Origin of the sequence: Streptomyces sp. NBC_01788, assembly GCF_035917575.1 — a bacterium.
Lineage (GTDB): Bacteria > Actinomycetota > Actinomycetes > Streptomycetales > Streptomycetaceae > Streptomyces.
The window spans coordinates 4499956-4515351 of record NZ_CP109090.1 but is presented as its reverse complement, the minus strand read 5'-3'; the positions used below and the strand labels follow the sequence as shown (position 1 = coordinate 4515351).

The following is a 15396-nucleotide window of genomic DNA, read 5'->3' as shown; positions in this document are numbered from 1 at the left end:
TCAGATCCCCACAGTGAAGCCGGTGGACCACGTCTGCATCTCCTGCACCAGCCGGTCCCAGGCGCCGGTGAGCAGCAGCACGCCGGTCACGATCATCATCGTGCCGCCGACGCGCATCACCCAGACATAGTGGCGCTTGACCCAGCCGAAGGCTCCCAGCGCCTTGCGGAAGGCGATCGCGGTGAGCACGAACGGGATGCCGAGGCCGGCGCAGTAGGCGACGGTCAGCAGGGCACCGCGCCCGGCGCTGGCCTGGGCGGAGGAGAGCGCCACCACGGAGGCGAGGGTCGGGCCGATGCACGGGGTCCAGCCGACCCCGAACAGGGCCCCGAGGAGGGGTGCGCCCACCAGGCCCGTGGTGGGACGCGTGTGGAAGCGGAACTCACGCTGGGTCAGCCAGGGCATCAGGCCCATGAAGAAGACGCCCATGAGGATCATGAGCACGCCCAGCACCTTCGACAGGGTGCCCTTGTACTCCTGGAGGGTCTGCCCGAAGAAGCCGAACAGCGCCCCGCCGGAGACGAAGACCACGGTGAAGCCGAGGACGAAGAGGGCGGCGCCGGCGGCCATCCGTCCGCGCCGGGCCTCGGCCAGGTCGGTTCCGGTGACACCTGTCACATACGACAGATAGCCGGGGACGAGCGGCAGGACGCACGGGGAGAAGAAGGAGACGAGCCCGCCGAGTACGGCGATGGGCAGCGCGAGCAGGAGGGCTCCGCTGGACACCGTGTGATTGGGATCAGTGACTGCGGCCAGTAGCACGGCGGCTCACTTCTCCGCGATGACCGGGTCGAGCATCTGGCGCAGCTTGTTCTCGCTGAGCGCCTGGAGGGCGCGCGCGGCGATCTTCCCGTCCCGGTCGACGATGATCGTGGTGGGGATCATCTGCGGGTTCAGGGTGCCCTTCTGGAAGCGGAGCATGAGCTTGCCGGCCGGGTCGTACAGGCTCGGGTACGGCACGTCGAACTGCTTCTCGAACGCGAGGGCCGGCTGGGTGCTGGTGTCGCGCGTGTTGATGCCGACGAACTGCACGTCCTTGCCGGCGGTGTCCTTGGCCACCTTCACCAGGTTGGGCGCCTCGGCCCGGCACGGCGAGCACCAGGAGCCCCAGACGTTCAGGACGACGACCTTGCCCTTGTAGGCGGCCATGTCGAGCTGCTTGCCCTCGAGAGTCCTGCCGGACAGGTCGGGGGCGGGCTTGCGGTCGGCCTTCGGCACGGTCGCGATGCCGTCGGCGCCGGTGATGAAGTTGGTGTTGCCCGAGCCGCCGGAGGTGCCGCCGGAGCCGCAGGCGGACAGGGTGAGTGCCAGCGCGGCGCTCCCGGCGGCGAGCAGGGCGGCGCGGCCACGGACGCGGCTCGGACGCGTGCGGTGCGGACGGGGTGTGCGGTTCGCCCGGTTCGAGCACTGGGGGGCACGACTGACGGCACTCATGTGAAAAGTTTCGCATGGCCCTTCCGGGGATCTTGCGCACCCCCCTCACGGCCGGAAAACCGCATTTCAGGCGGCCTTCGAGGGGTCCCCCGCGCTGGGCGTGCCGGCGCCGGGGGCGTCCGCGAGGAACTCCTTCCAGCCGCCCGCCGGCCGCTGTCCGACGTCGAGGGTGCGCAGCTTGGCGAGCACCTCCGGCTTCTGCACGTCCATCCAGTCGACGAACTGCCGGAAGGAGACCATGCGCACGTCGGCACCCTTCTCCTTCTCCCGCGCGATGTGCCGGAAGGCCTCCTCGACGGAGTCCATGTAGATGCCGCCGTTCCACGCCTCGAAGTGGTTGCCTATGACGTACGGCGCCCGGTTTGTCTCGTATGCCCGCTTGAAGCCCTGGATGTAGGCCTGCGCGGACTGCTTGCGCCAGCCCGGGTAGTTGTGGGCGGGCGCGTTCGTGGAGTTGACGGACTGGTTGGCCAGCATGTTGTAGTCCATCGAGAGGACCTCGAACCGGCGGCCGGGGAAGGGTATCTGCTGCAACGGAAGGTCCCAGATGCCCAGCCGCTTGTCCGGCCACGTCTGGCGGCCGCCGGGCGAGGAGGCGTCGTAGCGCCAGCCGAGTTCGCGGGCGGTGGGCAGCAGTTGGTTCTGCCCGAGCAGGCAGGGGGTGCGGCCGCCGACGAGTTCCTTGTCGTAGTCGAAGGGCAGGGCCGGCAGATCGCTCCAGCCGGTGTTGGTCCGCCACTCCTTGACGAAGGACTTGGCCTGGTCGATCTCGCTGCGCCACTGCTTGGGCGTCCAGCTCGCGACCGTGCCGTGGCCGGAGCAGAAGTGGCCGTTGAAGTGGGTGCCGATCTCGTGGCCTTCGAGCCAGGCGCGGTGGACGTTGGTGAGCGTGGCCTTGACGTGGTCGTCGGTCAGGTAGCCGATGTCGGAGGCACCGCGCGGGTTGTTCGGCGGGTCGTACAGGCGCTTCTTCGACTCCGGCAGCAGGTAGAGCCCGGAGAGGAAGAAGGTCATGTGCGCCTCGTGCTCCTTGGCCAGGTCGAGGAAGCGCGGGAAGAGGCCGTTGCCGACCTCGCCTGCCCCGTCCCAGGAGAAGACGACGAACTGCGGCGGGGTCTGGCCCGGTTCCAGCGGAACCGGCGCGGCCGGCTGGAGCGGCTGCTTGCCGGTGAACGAGGTCGAGCCGTCGCCGATGGGGCGCGCGGGAGGTGTCGTGGGCGCGCTCGGGGTGGGCGTGCTCGCGCTGGGGGATCCGGTGGCGCGGCCGGGGTGCGGGGACTTGACGGAGCCGCAGCCCGCCAGCCCGGCGGCGGCCGCGGCGCCCGCGCCGAGGCCGAGTATTCCCCTTCGGGAGAAGGTGCGCATGAAAGATCCCCGATTCGTCACTGCCGCCGATGGTCACTCACTCAGAGGCAGTGACGAACGCAGGGGTTCCGCGAACCAATATGAAATTCACGACAAAGGCAAAGGCGGGGGCGTACTTACGCGCCGAACGCCTTGCCCTGCCCCTTCACCGGCTTGGCGCCCGCGAGGAGATGGGCGGGCACCAGATCGCGGGCCGGCTCGGTGTAGCCGACGGAGACGATCCGGTCGCCCCGGTAGGTGAACGTCGTCAGCGAGGCGAGCGTGCACTGCCGCTTGCGCGGGTCGTGCCACAGCCGCCGCCGCTCGACGTAGGAGCGCACGATCCAGATCGGCAGCTGGTGGCTGACGAGCACCGCCTCATGCCCGCGCGCCTTGTCCTTCGCCGCGTTCAGCGCGCCCATCATGCGCACCACCTGGTCGATGTACGGCTCGCCCCAGGACGGCTTGAACGGGTTGACCACATGCTTCCAGTTGCCGGGCCGGCGCAGCGCGCCGTCGCCCATGCCGAAGGTCTTGCCCTGGAAGACGTTGTCCGCCTCGATCAGCCGCTCGTCGGTGGCCAGGTCGAGTCCGTGCGCCTTCGCTATCGGCGTCGCCGTCTCCTGCGCCCGCTCCAGCGGGGACGCGACGACGTAGGTGATGTCACGGGGGGCGAGGTGCTCGGCGACCCGCTCGGCCATCTTCCGGCCGAGCTCGGACAGGTGGTAACCGGGCAGCCGTCCGTACAGGATCCCGTCCGGGTTCTCGACCTCGCCGTGCCGCATCAGATGGACGACGGTGATGTCGTCCTGGCCGTTCTTCTCGGGGGTCTCGCTCATGCCGTCGCCTCCGCCGCCGCACGGGCCGCCGCCGGAAGGGCGTCGGCGATCCGCTGGAGTGCCGTCTCGTCGTGCGCGGTGGAGACGAACCAGGACTCGAAGGACGACGGCGGCAGGTACACGCCGTTCGCCAGCATCGCGTGGAAGAACGCGGTGAAGCGGTACGACTCCTGCGCCTTGGCGTCCTCGTAGTCGCGGACCGGGCGGTCCGTGAAGAACACGGAGAACATGTTGGAGGCGTTCTGCAGGGTGTGCGCCACGCCCTCCTTGGTCAGCGCCTCGGAGACCATGGCCTGGATCTGCCGCGAGACGGAGTCGACCGTGCTGTACGCGGCGTCGTCGAGCAGGCGGAGCTGGGCGAGTCCGGCGGCCGTGGCGACGGGGTTCCCGGAGAGGGTGCCGGCCTGGTAGACGGGCCCGGCGGGGGCGAGGTGCGCCATGACGTCGGCGCGCCCGCCGAACGCGGCGGCCGGGAACCCGCCGCCCATCACCTTTCCGAAGGTCATCAGGTCGGGCTCGACCCCGTCGACGCCGTACCACCCGGCGCGGCTGGTGCGGAAGCCCGTCATGACCTCGTCGGAGATGTACAGGGCGCCGTTCGCGGCGCAGAGGTCCTTGAGCTGCTGGTTGAACCCGGGCAGCGGCGGCACCACGCCCATGTTGCCCGGCGAGGCCTCGGTGATCACGCAGGCGATCTCGCCCGGGTGCGCGGCGAAGGCGGCGCGCACAGCGTCGGCGTCGTTGTACGGCAGCACGATCGTGTCGCCGGCCTGGGCGCCGGTGACGCCGGGGGTGTCGGGCAGGGCGAAGGTGGCGAGCCCCGACCCGGCCGCGGCGAGGAGGGAGTCGACGTGCCCGTGGTAGCACCCGGCGAACTTGATCACCTTGGACCGCCGGGTGAACCCGCGGGCGAGCCGGATCGCGGACATGGTGGCCTCGGTGCCGCTGGAGACCAGCCGCACCCGCTCCAGCGGGCCGATCCGGTTCACCATCTCCTCGGCGAGCGCGACCTCGCCCTCACCGGGCGTCCCGAAGGAGGTGCCGTGCGCGACCGCCTCCTGCACGGCGGCGATCACCTCGGGGTGCGCGTGCCCGAGGATCATCGGACCCCAGGAGCACACGAGGTCGACGTACTCCCGGCCGTCGGCGTCCTTCAGGTACGGACCGCTGCCGGAGACCATGAACCGGGGCGTGCCGCCCACAGCGCGGAAGGCGCGCACCGGCGAGTTCACGCCGCCGGGCGTGACGGCCGCCGCACGGTCGAACAGCGCCTGCGAGACAGGGGCTTCGTAGGGATAGGGCAGTTCGCTCATGACCTGCGACTTCTCCGACTTCTCGGGGGTTCTCCGGAATACGGTGGGCTGTGACCTGTTCAGGGTAGGCCAGCGACGGCGGCGGACCGGGGGCGGAGCGGCCGGCCCGGCCGGATCCGGGTACGACGAGCGGTGGATTCGCGGATTCCCGGCGGCCCATCTGCGAAACTGGGCTCCGCGTACGTATGAACAAGCGAAGGGTCGTGTCGGGGCCGCCAAGATCCCGCGGGCAGATGTTTCGGCGCACGTTTCGGCGAGCGGCCGCGGGGGAGGTCACTGACACGATGATCGGGTTGCGCGGCGGGGGCGACGCGTCCTAGAAAGCGGTCGGGTGGAGATATGCATCGCGGTGGCGGACTGGGCGAGGGGACTGACGGCCTGGGTCCTCGACGTGCCCGGCGGGGAAGGCACCGACGCGACGCTGAGGAAGCGAGCGAAGCAGGCCAGGCACGGGATGTACCGGGTGAGTCCGAGCGGAGCGACCGGCGGGGCGACCGCCGGGCCGAGCTGCTGGGGGCAGGGAGCAGGAATGGTGGTCGGGTGGGGGTGACGTACAAGTATTTCGGCGCGCCCGACGGTGCGACGGCGGCCCGCGTCCCGATCTCGATGCGCCCCGAGGAACTCGGTGGCGACGAACTCGGCATGGGCGGCATGTTCACCAAGATCAAGCCGGAGACGATGGCCGCCATGGTGCTGACCGGCATCGAGGGGGTGCCGCTGCACAAGGTGCCGCCGCTCGAGCTGGTCGTCCTGCACCCCGACTACGCGGTCGTGAAACTCCCGACGACCGCGGTGGACCCCCTGCGCGACATCGGCGAGGAAACGGTCGGCGCGGCCGCCTTCATCTGGTCCACGGTCCCGGACCGCGGCGGCCCCCGCGACGCCTTCAACGTGTACCAGCTGCTGCACGAGTGGCAGGACTTCTCGCACCGGCTGCATGAGGCAGGGCATCAGCCGTACTGCCTGGTGTGGCCCTGACCTGGGATTTTATGCGCTTCGGGCGGGGTCTACGGGCCTCGCCCCTTGCAACGCCGGAGAGGGCGGTCTGGCGGCCAGGGCACTTTGATTTCGCTGGGGTGATGTGCCCTGGATGATGCCAGCTCCCCGCAAGGACCTTGGCATGGCGTATTCAACGCCGCAGCGCACAGCCCGTGCCCAGCGCACGCGCCCGTCCAGCACAGGCCCACAGCGCAATGCGGCCCGATGGGGCACCCAGCACTCCGGCCCACGAGGCAACCACCGTCTCGCCCCCGCCGCCGCGAGCACCTCGGCGCTGATCACGACCGCACGGACAGCCTCGGGGCAAGCAGCTCCAGCACTTGCTCCCAGCGGTAACGACCGGCCCCGCCGCCCGCCTTCGGCCGGTGAGGCTCGTAAGAGCCGATCAGGACACCCATCTCGCGCAGCAGATCCAGACTCCGGCGGTATGCAGGGTGGGCGGCCTGGGCGGAGTTCAGGTAGGGCAGCACGGCAACCGGGACGCCCATGGCGGGCGCTTCGCACAGGATGCCCAGCGCGAGGTTGTCGGAGATCCCGGCGGCCCACTTGTTGACCGTGTTGAAGGTGGCCGGGGCGACCGCGATCGCATCCGCAGGCCGACTCGGGCGCGGCTCCCCCGGTGATCGCCAGGCCGAGCGGATAGGGCGGCCGGTCTGGGCTTCGACCGCCTCTGGGTCAAGAAAGCCGAGCCCTTGCGGAGTAGCAACAACGCCGACATCCCAGTGCCGCTCGTGCGCTGCCGCAATTAGCCGGCCGACGTCGGCCGCGACCCCGGCCGCGCAGACCACGATCTGGAGAAACGGCTTGTCGTGCTGATCACTCACGCGGGCACTCCCAGTTGGCGGCTGAAGTGGTGCAGCTCGGGCAGTGCCCGGCGGCGGTCGCGGGCTGCCATGTCGGCGACCAGCTCGCGTACGGCCGGGCGGCGGACGTCCTGTGCCGCGCAGCTCTCGGCGATGCGCAGGGCCTGGTAGCCGTCGGCGAGTCTGCCCTGCTGACTGTAGGCGCGGGCGACCTCGACCCAGAGCGCGGCCCGTCTCTCGGGCACGGGAATGTGCCGCCGCATGAGGGGCCGCGCGGTGTGCAGAGCGATGCCCGCGTCGCCGAAGGAGACAGCCGCGCTGACCTCGTGTAGAGCGACGTTGGTGGGGCTGAAGTTCGCCCAGGCGTCCGGCCGGTCGAAGGCGACGTAGCGAGCGACCTCCTGGGCCTCGGTGAGGAAGTCCTGGGTGGTTTCGCGGTCGCCGTTCCTGCTGGCGGCAGTCGCCCCGCGGAGCAACAGCAGGCCGACCGCTGCCAGGTACCGGGGCGAGCGCTGGTCGTAGGAGCCGGTGAGCTGGTCGGCTATGTGGCGGACCATGTTCACGGCCTGGGCGGAGTGCTTCTCCCTCACCAGAACGTGGGCGTGAACGCGGACACTGGCGGCGAGGACGACAGGATCCCCAGACCGCTCCGCCTCGGCCATGGCCCGACCGGCCGCGAGCCAGGCGTTGCCCTGATCGGCTCGCTTCAGCAACAGGCTCACCGACGTCTGGTAGGCGGTCGCGAGCAACCCGGATGCCTCCGCCGAGCCGGATGAGCCGCCGACGGCCTGGCGCAGGTCGGCGATCAGACCCGGCAGGGTCTGCTCCAGCTCCGCGTAGTCGCACATGCAGAACATCCGGCGTACAGCTCGTGCCCGCTCCCGCAGCTCGTCGATGCCCGAGAAATGCCCGCTGGCGGCGGGACTCGTACCCGGCAGCAAGACCTGGATCAGGTCGTGATGTGCTGGGGTGGACGACGGCGGAGCCGCAAGCGCGGCGACGCTCGCGGCCAGGAAGGTACGGCGGCGCATGTCCTCGGTTCCGGGGTCGGCGGGGCCGGCATCGAGGCCGAGGCGTTGCGGTGGAATGTCCAGTACCTGCGCGATCTCGCGCAGCACACGTACGTCCTCCGTGCCCCTGCCGCTCTCCAGGCGGCTCACCTTCGACTGGTGATACCCCAGTGCGACGGCGACGTCCTTCTGCGAGCGCCGCTGTAACACGCGTGCCTGACGGATCACTTCACCGATCCGTCTCGCTTCACTCTGCGCCTCGGCCATCTGTGCCACGGCCCCTCCTGCCGTCGCCGATCCTGCCTGCTCAACCGAGCGTAGCCGAGCGGTGATTGACCGCGATGCAGCTCCTGCATAAGTGATGCAGCCCCAGCACACAGCGTGGCCCCGCCCGCCGCCGGAGCGGTTGCGTGGAGCAGCCACACCGATCCAGGAGGCAACTCGTGAAAGCGCACCAGTTCACTCTCTCCGTACTCGCCACACCGACCGCGGTCACCGCCGCTCGGCACCAGGCCGTGGACGCGATAGAGAGCTGGGACTCGGGGCTCACCACCGACGTGGTGCACACCGCCGAGCTTGTGATCAGCGAGTTCGTCACGAATGCGGTCCGGTACTCCGGCGCCGACCCACTCTTCCTGTCCGTCCGCCTCGACGAGAACGCATTGCGGATCGAGGTCTGCGACGCCTGCCCGCTGCTGCCCCAGCCAGGTCTCCCGGACCCGTACAGCGAGAGCGGGCGGGGCCTGTTCCTCGTCACCGTTCTCACAGACCGGTACGGCGCTGAGCCGACGGCGATCGGAAAGCGCTGCTGGGCCGAGATCGACCTGCCGACCAGCAAAGACCACGACAAGGTGTACCCCGGCGCCGTGTGGGCCGTCGGTGACGCCGATGGCATCCGCATCCAAGGCGTCGCCGGAGCCCTCGACCCCGACGAACCGGACGTGCCGATGCGTGCAGACACCGTCTTCGACGCCGCCAGTCTCACCAAGATCCTGGCCGTGTGGTCGTCCATCGGCGCTCTGTGGGAGGGCGGCGCCCTCGACCTCGACCAGCCGCTCGGCACCTTCTGGCTGGAGGTCACCGGTCATCCGCTCGGCGCCGTGACTGCCCGGCAGCTGCTGACGCACACAGCCGGCCTTCCCCTGCGGTCCCAGCTGAAGAACCTCTACGGTACCGACGCTGCCGACATCCGCCGAGGCGTGCTGCGCGAGCAACTCCACCGGCCACCAGGCGAGGCTGTCGAGTACACCGACCGGGCTGCCCTCATCCTCGGGTACCTCGCCGAACACCTCTCCGGCCAGACCTTGGACCAGCTGGCCACCGTCCGCATCTGGCAACCACTGGGCATGCACTCCACCCGCTTCGGCCCGCTGCCCGACGAGATGGCGGCCCGCTGTGCCCCGACTGAACTCGACCAGGACACCGACACCCACCTCAAGGGAACCGCCCACGATTTCTCCGCACGCCTTCTGGGCGGTGTCTGTGGCATCGCCGGAGCCTTCACCGTCCTCGGCGACCTGGTCGGCCTCCTGCACCACATGTTGGACACCAGTACCGCACCGAAGCGAGCCGACTTCGGCCCGGCGTGGACCGCCACGTCACTGACCGTGCAGACCGGCGCCTTGGCACCCGTGCGCGGTCTGTTCTGGCATCCCGCGCCCGGGACTGCCCCAGTCGATGATGTCTGGGTCCACTACGGCTTCACCGGGACCGGCATGTGGATCTCACCCGGCCAAGGACGGTGGGCCGTGCTACTGACCAACAAGCTCTACTACACACGTGATCGGCGGCCCTTGACCGATGTGCGCAACGCCTTCCGAGAGCTTGCCTTCATCTGAGGCGACGGATCAAGAAGCGCCGCTTCCTGCGCGAACACACCGACAGGAAACCCTGGGGCACCAGCCGTATTTCCTGGTGTGGCCCTGAGCTGGGGTTTCTTGCGAATGGGGTGGAGTATTCGGACCCCTTCTTCGTCGTGTGCCGGTGCTTTCACCTCCTGACGGCGGCCGTCGCACCCCTTCGCCCCTCGTGCCGCATCCCGTGGCGACCTCGTCGCACAGGGCGGACAGTGGAACCAGTGGCATCAGGGAAGCGAGATGACCATGGATCGTTACCCGCCCATCGCCGACCACGGCCTCGTCGGCGACCTGCAGACCGCCGCTCTGGTGTCGTCCCAGGGGGTGGTCGACTGGTTCGCGGCTCCCCGGTTCGACTCGCCCACCGTCTTCGCCGCCCTGCTCGACCACGACCGCGGCGGCTACTTCCTGTTCGCGCCGGAGAGCCGGAACACCGTTTACAAGCAGCTCTACTACCCGGACACCGCGGTCCTGGTCACACGGTTCATGTCGCCGGACGGAGTCGGCGAGGTCTTCGACTGCATGCCGCCGGATCGCACCGGCACCCCCACCGACAGGCATGTGCTGATGCGCGGCGTGCGGGCGGTGCGCGGCACGGTGCACTTCACTCTGGAGTGCTGTCCGCGCTTCGACTACGGCCGTGCCACCCACCATCTCGATGTGCGGGACGGTACCGCCACGTTCCACGCGCCGGACGTCACCGCCCATCTGCAAAGCACCTTCCCCCTGCGACAGGACGGCAGGGACGTGCGGGGTGCGGTGACCTTGAGGCCGGGTGAGGTGGCCGCGGCGGTGTTCACCGTCGGTGGGCCCGATGCCGACACCCCGCCGCCGGTCACCCCGGACCGGGCGATGGAACAGTTCTGGGACGTGGTGGATTTCTGGCACGGCTGGTTGCGCCACTCCCGGTACCGCGGCCGGTGGCCGGGGGTGGTGCACCGCTCGGCCATCACGCTCAAGCTGCTCACCTACGCCCCCACGGGTGCTCCCGTCGCCGCCGCCACCATGGGTCTGCCCGAGCAGATCGGGGGTGAACGCAACTGGGACTACCGCTACACCTGGGTCCGCGACGGCTCCCTGTCCGTGCGCGCCCTCCTGGACCTGGGGTTCGCCGAGGAGGCGGCGCAGTTCACGCACTGGATGGGCGACCGCCTCCAGGCCCGGGAGGGCGTCGACGGCGACCCGCTGCAGATCATGTACCGCGTCGACGGGGATCCCGAGCTGTCGGAAGAGGTCCTTACGCACTTCGAGGGCTACCGGGGTTCGTATCCGGTGCGGGTGGGGAACGCAGCGGCCGATCAGCTCCAGCTGGACATCTACGGGGAGGCGCTCTACGCCCTGTCGGAGGGGCACGAGGTCGCCATGGGAGGCAGCTACCACGGCTGGAAGAACGTCGCACGGGCGCTGGACTGGCTGGCCGATTCCTGGGACCGCCCCGACGAGGGAATCTGGGAGACCCGTGGCGGGCGCCAGGACTTCACCTTCAGCCGGGTGATGTCCTGGGTGGCCTTCGACCGGGGACTGCGCCTGGCGAGAGAGCACAGCCGTCCCGCCGACGCTCCTCGGTGGACCGCGGCTCGCGACGCGATCCTCGAACAGGTGATGGAGCGGGGCTGGAACGAGAAGGAGCAGGCCCTCGTCCAGCACTACGGAAGCGATGTCCTCGACGCCTCGCTGCTGCTGGTTCCGCGTGCCGGGTTCCTGGCTCCCCGGACGATGAGCTGGCTGTCGACCCTGGACGCGATGGAGCGCAGGCTGGTGTCGGACAGTCTCGTCTACCGCTACGACCCCGCGGCCTCCCCGGACGGTCTGCGGGGCTCCGAAGGCACGTTCAGTCTCTGCACCTTCCTCTATGTGGACGCCCTCGCTCGCGCCGGGCGGATCCGTCCGGCGCGCTATGCCTTCGAGAAGATGCAGACCTATGCCAACCACGTCGGCCTGTTCGCCGAGGAGATCGGCCCCAGCGGCGAGCAACTGGGCAACTTCCCGCAGGCCTTCACGCATCTGTCGCTGATCATGGCCGCCACCACGCTGGACGACGCCCTCGACCAGCAGCGCGACTGAGGGCAAGAAGCGGTTCAGCCGCCGGTGGCGAAGCCCGGGAAGAGGGTCATGCCGCCGTCCACGTAGAGAGTGGTGCCCACCACGTAGTCCATGAGGTCCGAGGCGAGCCCGACGACGGCGTGGGCGATGTCCTCCGGATCACCGACGCGCCCGTACGGAATCAGCCCCAGCAGATCCTTCTCGGCGTCGGGAGTGTTCCAGGCGCTGCGGTTGATGGGCGTCCTGATGGCTCCCGGGGCAACGGCGTTGACCCTGATCCTGCGGGGTGCGAGCTCTTGGGCGAGCGTCTCCATCATCATCTGCACGCCGCCTTTGGAGGCCGCGTAGTTGACGTGCCCGGCCCACGGGATGAGCTGGTGCACCGAGCTCATGCAGATGATCTTCCCGGCGGCTCGCGACACCTCGGGCACGACCCCCCTTCTCAGAAACTCCTTCGTCGCCTCCCGAGCGCACAGGAACTGACCGGTGAGGTTGACGTCCAGCACCTTCTGCCACTGGGCCGTCGTCATCTCGGTGAACGAAGCGTCGCGCTGCAGGCCGGCGTTGGCCACGAGGATGTCGATGGTCCCGAACTCCTGGACCATCCGTTCGACCATCGCGACGACCTGGTCCTCCTGGGACACATCGGCCTCGTACGCCATCGCGCGCACTCCGAACCCGGCGATCTCCTCGACCACCTGCTCGGCCTCCTCGCGCCCGGCGACGTAGTTGACGACCACGTCGGCTCCGGCGCGTCCCAGGCCGATGGCGGTCGCCTTGCCGATGCCCGAGTTCGCGCCGGTGACCAGTGCCTTCTGGCCTTTCAGCAGATGCGCGGGGATGACACCCCGAGGGGCTCCCTGGGACACGCTCACGCCGGTTCTCCTCCTCGACAGGTCCTGTCAGAGCTGGTCAGAGCTGAACGGGCAGATGGCGCGGACCACGGAGCATGGCGCTCTGCCGGTAGGGAGGCGGGTCCTGGACCAGGCGCGCCGCGCCCAGGTGGGGGATCAGCGCGCCGAGCGCGGCCTGGGCCTCCAGACGGGCCAGGGGGCCGCCGAAGCACAGGTGAATGCCACCGCCGAAGCCGAGGTGCTCGATGTCCGGGCGTGCGGGGTCGAACCGGTCGGGGTCGGGGAACCGTTTGGGGTCGCGGTTGCCCGAGGCCAGCGCGAGGACGACGGACGTGCCCCTGGGGAGCACGGTGCCCGCCACGTCGATGTCGTCGCGGGGGATGCGCTCGCGCATGTGGACCGGAGGTTCGTAACGCAGCAGTTCCTCCACCGCCCGCGGCAGCAGGCCGGGGTCGCCGCGCAGGCGGTCCAGATGCTCGGTCTGGCGCAGAAGGGTGAGCACCCCGTTGGTGATCAGGTTGACCGTGGTCTCGTGCCCCGCGATCAGCAGCAGCACGGCGGTCTCCGCGAGCTCCTCCTGGGTGAGCCGCAGGGCCGGATCCGGCTCGTTTGCGAAGGCGGAGAGCATGTCGTCACCCGGGCGTCCGCGGCGCTGCTCGGCGAGGTTCACCAGGTACCCGCCCATCTCGATCCGCGCCTGCTCGCCCGCCTTGTCCGCCTCGCTGGTGTCCTCCCCGGGCCTGACGTCGGCGGCTGTGACAAGAGCGTCGGACCAGGCCCGGAACAGCGGCTCGTCCTCGCGCGGCACGCCCAGCAGGTGGCAGATCACCGCGACAGGCAGTGGGTAGGCGAAATCGTCGACGATGTCGATCTGCCGGCCGGCCTCGAAGGTCTCCGTCAGTTCCTTGGTGATCCGGTCGATCTCACCGCGCATGCCGTCGACCCGGTCCGGGCTGTGCGGCGGTCCGAACGGCCGCATGGCCAGGGTGCGGAGCCTGTGGTGCTCCGGGTCGTCGAGCCGCAGGAAGGGCGGCTTGTGTGTCGTCTCGCCGCGGAGGCGGGGATCGACACTCATCCGCGGGTCGTGGAGCAGAGCGGAGAGCTCGTGGTAGGTGCCGACCAGGTAGCTGCCGTCCGCCTGCCGCACCACGGGTCCGGCCTCGCGGAGTTCCGCGTACAGCGGGTAGGGGTCGGGGCGGCTGGCGTAGTCGGTGATCCGTGCCAGCAAGGTCTCGGAGTCCATGATGGCTCCTCGTCGTTGGACGGGACGTGCGTCAGCCCGTGGCTACACCACGGTCAGCCGGCGGTCGGGAAGGTAGCCGGTGAGCGCCACGGTGGGGCCGTGGGAGAGCCCCTTCGGGTCCGGCACGTCGGACGGAATCGGGACGTCGGCCGCGATCGCACGGTCCTGCGCACCGGGCGGGGGCGGGAAGGGAGCAGCCGTCTCGATCAGGTGCCGGTAGTAGTCGAGCGACTTGGCCATGTCGACGGTGACCGCGGCGGTGACCCGGCCCTGGTAGCCGTAGACCATCGCCAGACGGCGCGCCTCCAGGGAGCCCTGGGCGATGACCACGTGGTCGGAGTAGGTCGGTACGCCCACCGACTTGATGTTGAGCCCGAACTGGGTCGACCAGAACGTCGGGACGGCCAGGTGCGGGCGCCGCAGAGGGCCGGGACTGACCATGTTGTGGGCCGCCACCCCGGCCTGCTCGACCGCGTTCCCCCAGTGCTCCAGGGAAAGGAGCTGGTAGCCGAACAGGGGGTGCGGGAAGCGGGAGACGTCGCCGGCCACGAAGACGTCGTCGGTGACGATCCCGTACATGTTGAAGGCGCGGCATCCGGCGTCGCAGGCGATCCCGCGCGGGCCCGCCGCCAGGCCGGACTCCGCCAGCCACTCGATGTTGCGGACCGCCCCCAGCGCGACGACGCACACGTCCGCGTCGACACGCGTGCCGTCGGACAGGTCCGCACCGGTGAAGCTGCCGTTTCCGCGCAGGGCGGTGACCGTCACCCCGGTGCGCAGGTCCACGCCGTGGTTGCGGTGCATGACGGCCGCGAGTTTCGACAGCGTGCCGCCGAGGGCGCCCACCAGCGGCGCGGGGCCGCGTTCCGCGACCGTCACCTCGATGCCCCGTTCCCGGCAGGCCGAGGCGATCTCCGAGCCGGTGAAGCCGGCGCCGATCACCAGCACCCGCTCCGGCCCGGCGGCCAGCCGCTCGGCCAGTCCCGCGGCGTCCTCACGCGTGCGCAGGGTGAACACCCCGTCCAGGGCGCCCTCCGCCGGATTGGGCCAGGGCCGCGCCCGGGTCCCGGTGGCGATCAGCAGCCGGTCGTACGGCAACGACTCCCCGTCGGCCAGCAGTACCCGCTTCTCCAGAGGGTCCAGGCCGGTGGCGGCAACTCCCAGCCGCCACTCGGCGTCCGGGTTCCGGCGCATCGGCAGCTCGGTGGTGTCCGCCGTCGCCTGGCCGAGCAGTACCTGCTTCGACAGTGGTGGCCGGTCGTAGGGCGGATGGGGCTCGTCCCCGACCACGGTGAGTGAGCCGGTGAAGCCCTCCTCGCGCAGCGTCTCCGCGGCCCTCAGCCCGGCCAGCGACGCACCGACGACGACGATGCGGCCGTCCCGGAGATCACCGGCGGCCATCAGGGCTCACCTCCTCGCCCACGAGGATGGCCTGGACCGGGCAGGCCGCCGCGGCCTGGCGCACGCGCTCGGCCTGGTCGTCGGGGACAGCCGTGGTGTACAGCAGTCCTTCCTCGCCGTGCAGCTCGAACATCCTGGGCGCGAGGAACACGCACTGTGCGTAGCCCTGACAGCGTGTGAGGTCCACAACGGTTCGCATCCCCACCACTCCCTCGGTCGCGGCACCCCCTCCCATACAGCATGGGCCGGGCACCGCG

Annotated in this window: 14 protein-coding genes and 1 pseudogene; 4 read left to right on the top strand and 11 right to left on the bottom strand. The window is 70.0% G+C overall.

Annotated features, from left to right (window positions below; all coding sequences use genetic code 11):
* From OIE49_RS20490 to hemL, 5 genes are all read right to left on the bottom strand, one after another.
* Positions 1-762, bottom strand: a complete 762-nt coding sequence (locus tag OIE49_RS20490; protein ID WP_326803565.1) for a cytochrome c biogenesis CcdA family protein — start codon at positions 760-762, stop codon at positions 1-3.
* Between the two features lie 6 nt (positions 763-768).
* Positions 769-1434 (bottom strand): TlpA family protein disulfide reductase, encoded by a 666-nt coding sequence (locus OIE49_RS20485; protein ID WP_326803564.1) that lies wholly within the window; start codon positions 1432-1434, stop codon positions 769-771.
* A gap of 66 nt (positions 1435-1500) precedes the next feature.
* Positions 1501-2799, bottom strand: a complete 1299-nt coding sequence (locus OIE49_RS20480; RefSeq protein WP_326803563.1) for a hypothetical protein — start codon at positions 2797-2799, stop codon at positions 1501-1503.
* A 116-nt stretch (positions 2800-2915) separates the two neighbouring features.
* The gene (locus OIE49_RS20475; protein WP_100572400.1) at positions 2916-3617 is read right to left on the bottom strand and encodes a histidine phosphatase family protein; all 702 of its coding nucleotides are present in this window, start codon (positions 3615-3617) and stop codon (positions 2916-2918) included.
* Positions 3614-4930, bottom strand: a complete 1317-nt coding sequence (gene hemL / locus OIE49_RS20470; protein ID WP_326803562.1) for a glutamate-1-semialdehyde 2,1-aminomutase — start codon at positions 4928-4930, stop codon at positions 3614-3616. Before hemL ends, OIE49_RS20475 begins: the two co-directional genes overlap by 4 nt.
* A 339-nt stretch (positions 4931-5269) precedes the next feature.
* Here hemL and OIE49_RS20465 point away from each other — a divergent pair, with 339 nt between their 5' ends.
* The gene (locus OIE49_RS20465; RefSeq protein WP_326803561.1) at positions 5270-5908 is read left to right on the top strand and encodes a hypothetical protein; all 639 of its coding nucleotides are present in this window, start codon (positions 5270-5272) and stop codon (positions 5906-5908) included.
* A gap of 299 nt (positions 5909-6207) precedes the next feature.
* On the opposite strand, the gene OIE49_RS20460 is transcribed toward OIE49_RS20465, so the two are convergent.
* Both OIE49_RS20460 and OIE49_RS20455 read right to left on the bottom strand, forming a co-directional pair.
* Entirely contained in the window at positions 6208-6753 is a 546-nt protein-coding gene (locus OIE49_RS20460) for a flavoprotein (RefSeq protein ID WP_326803560.1), read from the bottom strand.
* Positions 6750-8009 (bottom strand): helix-turn-helix domain-containing protein, encoded by a 1260-nt coding sequence (locus OIE49_RS20455; protein WP_326806289.1) that lies wholly within the window; start codon positions 8007-8009, stop codon positions 6750-6752. Before OIE49_RS20455 ends, OIE49_RS20460 begins: the two co-directional genes overlap by 4 nt.
* 143 nt (positions 8010-8152) lie before the next feature.
* Here OIE49_RS20455 and OIE49_RS20450 point away from each other — a divergent pair.
* From OIE49_RS20450 to OIE49_RS20440, 3 genes and pseudogenes are all read left to right on the top strand, one after another.
* Positions 8153-8512 (top strand): annotated as a pseudogene (locus tag OIE49_RS20450) (ATP-binding protein); the annotation flags it as partial.
* A 24-nt stretch (positions 8513-8536) separates the two neighbouring features.
* Positions 8537-9580 (top strand): serine hydrolase domain-containing protein, encoded by a 1044-nt coding sequence (locus tag OIE49_RS20445; protein WP_326806288.1) that lies wholly within the window; start codon positions 8537-8539, stop codon positions 9578-9580.
* 264 nt (positions 9581-9844) lie between these two features.
* Positions 9845-11662 (top strand): glycoside hydrolase family 15 protein, encoded by a 1818-nt coding sequence (locus tag OIE49_RS20440; RefSeq protein WP_326806287.1) that lies wholly within the window; start codon positions 9845-9847, stop codon positions 11660-11662.
* Positions 11663-11676: 14 nt separating this feature from the next.
* Here the strand turns inward: OIE49_RS20440 and OIE49_RS20435 are convergent, their stop codons facing one another.
* The 4 genes from OIE49_RS20435 to OIE49_RS20420 are packed head-to-tail and all read right to left on the bottom strand — an operon-like array spanning position 11677 to position 15338.
* A complete protein-coding gene (locus OIE49_RS20435; protein ID WP_326803559.1) occupies positions 11677-12516 on the bottom strand; it encodes an SDR family oxidoreductase in 840 nt (279 codons plus the stop codon).
* 37 nt (positions 12517-12553) lie between these two features.
* Positions 12554-13738, bottom strand: coding sequence for a cytochrome P450 (locus OIE49_RS20430; protein ID WP_326803558.1), 1185 nt, complete (start codon positions 13736-13738; stop codon positions 12554-12556).
* A gap of 42 nt (positions 13739-13780) precedes the next feature.
* On the bottom strand, positions 13781-15139 hold the full coding sequence (locus tag OIE49_RS20425) for an NAD(P)/FAD-dependent oxidoreductase (protein WP_100572396.1): 1359 nt from the start codon (positions 15137-15139) through the stop codon (positions 13781-13783).
* Positions 15126-15338, bottom strand: a complete 213-nt coding sequence (locus tag OIE49_RS20420; protein ID WP_100572395.1) for a ferredoxin — start codon at positions 15336-15338, stop codon at positions 15126-15128. Before OIE49_RS20420 ends, OIE49_RS20425 begins: the two co-directional genes overlap by 14 nt.
* Positions 15339-15396 lie beyond the last annotated feature (58 nt).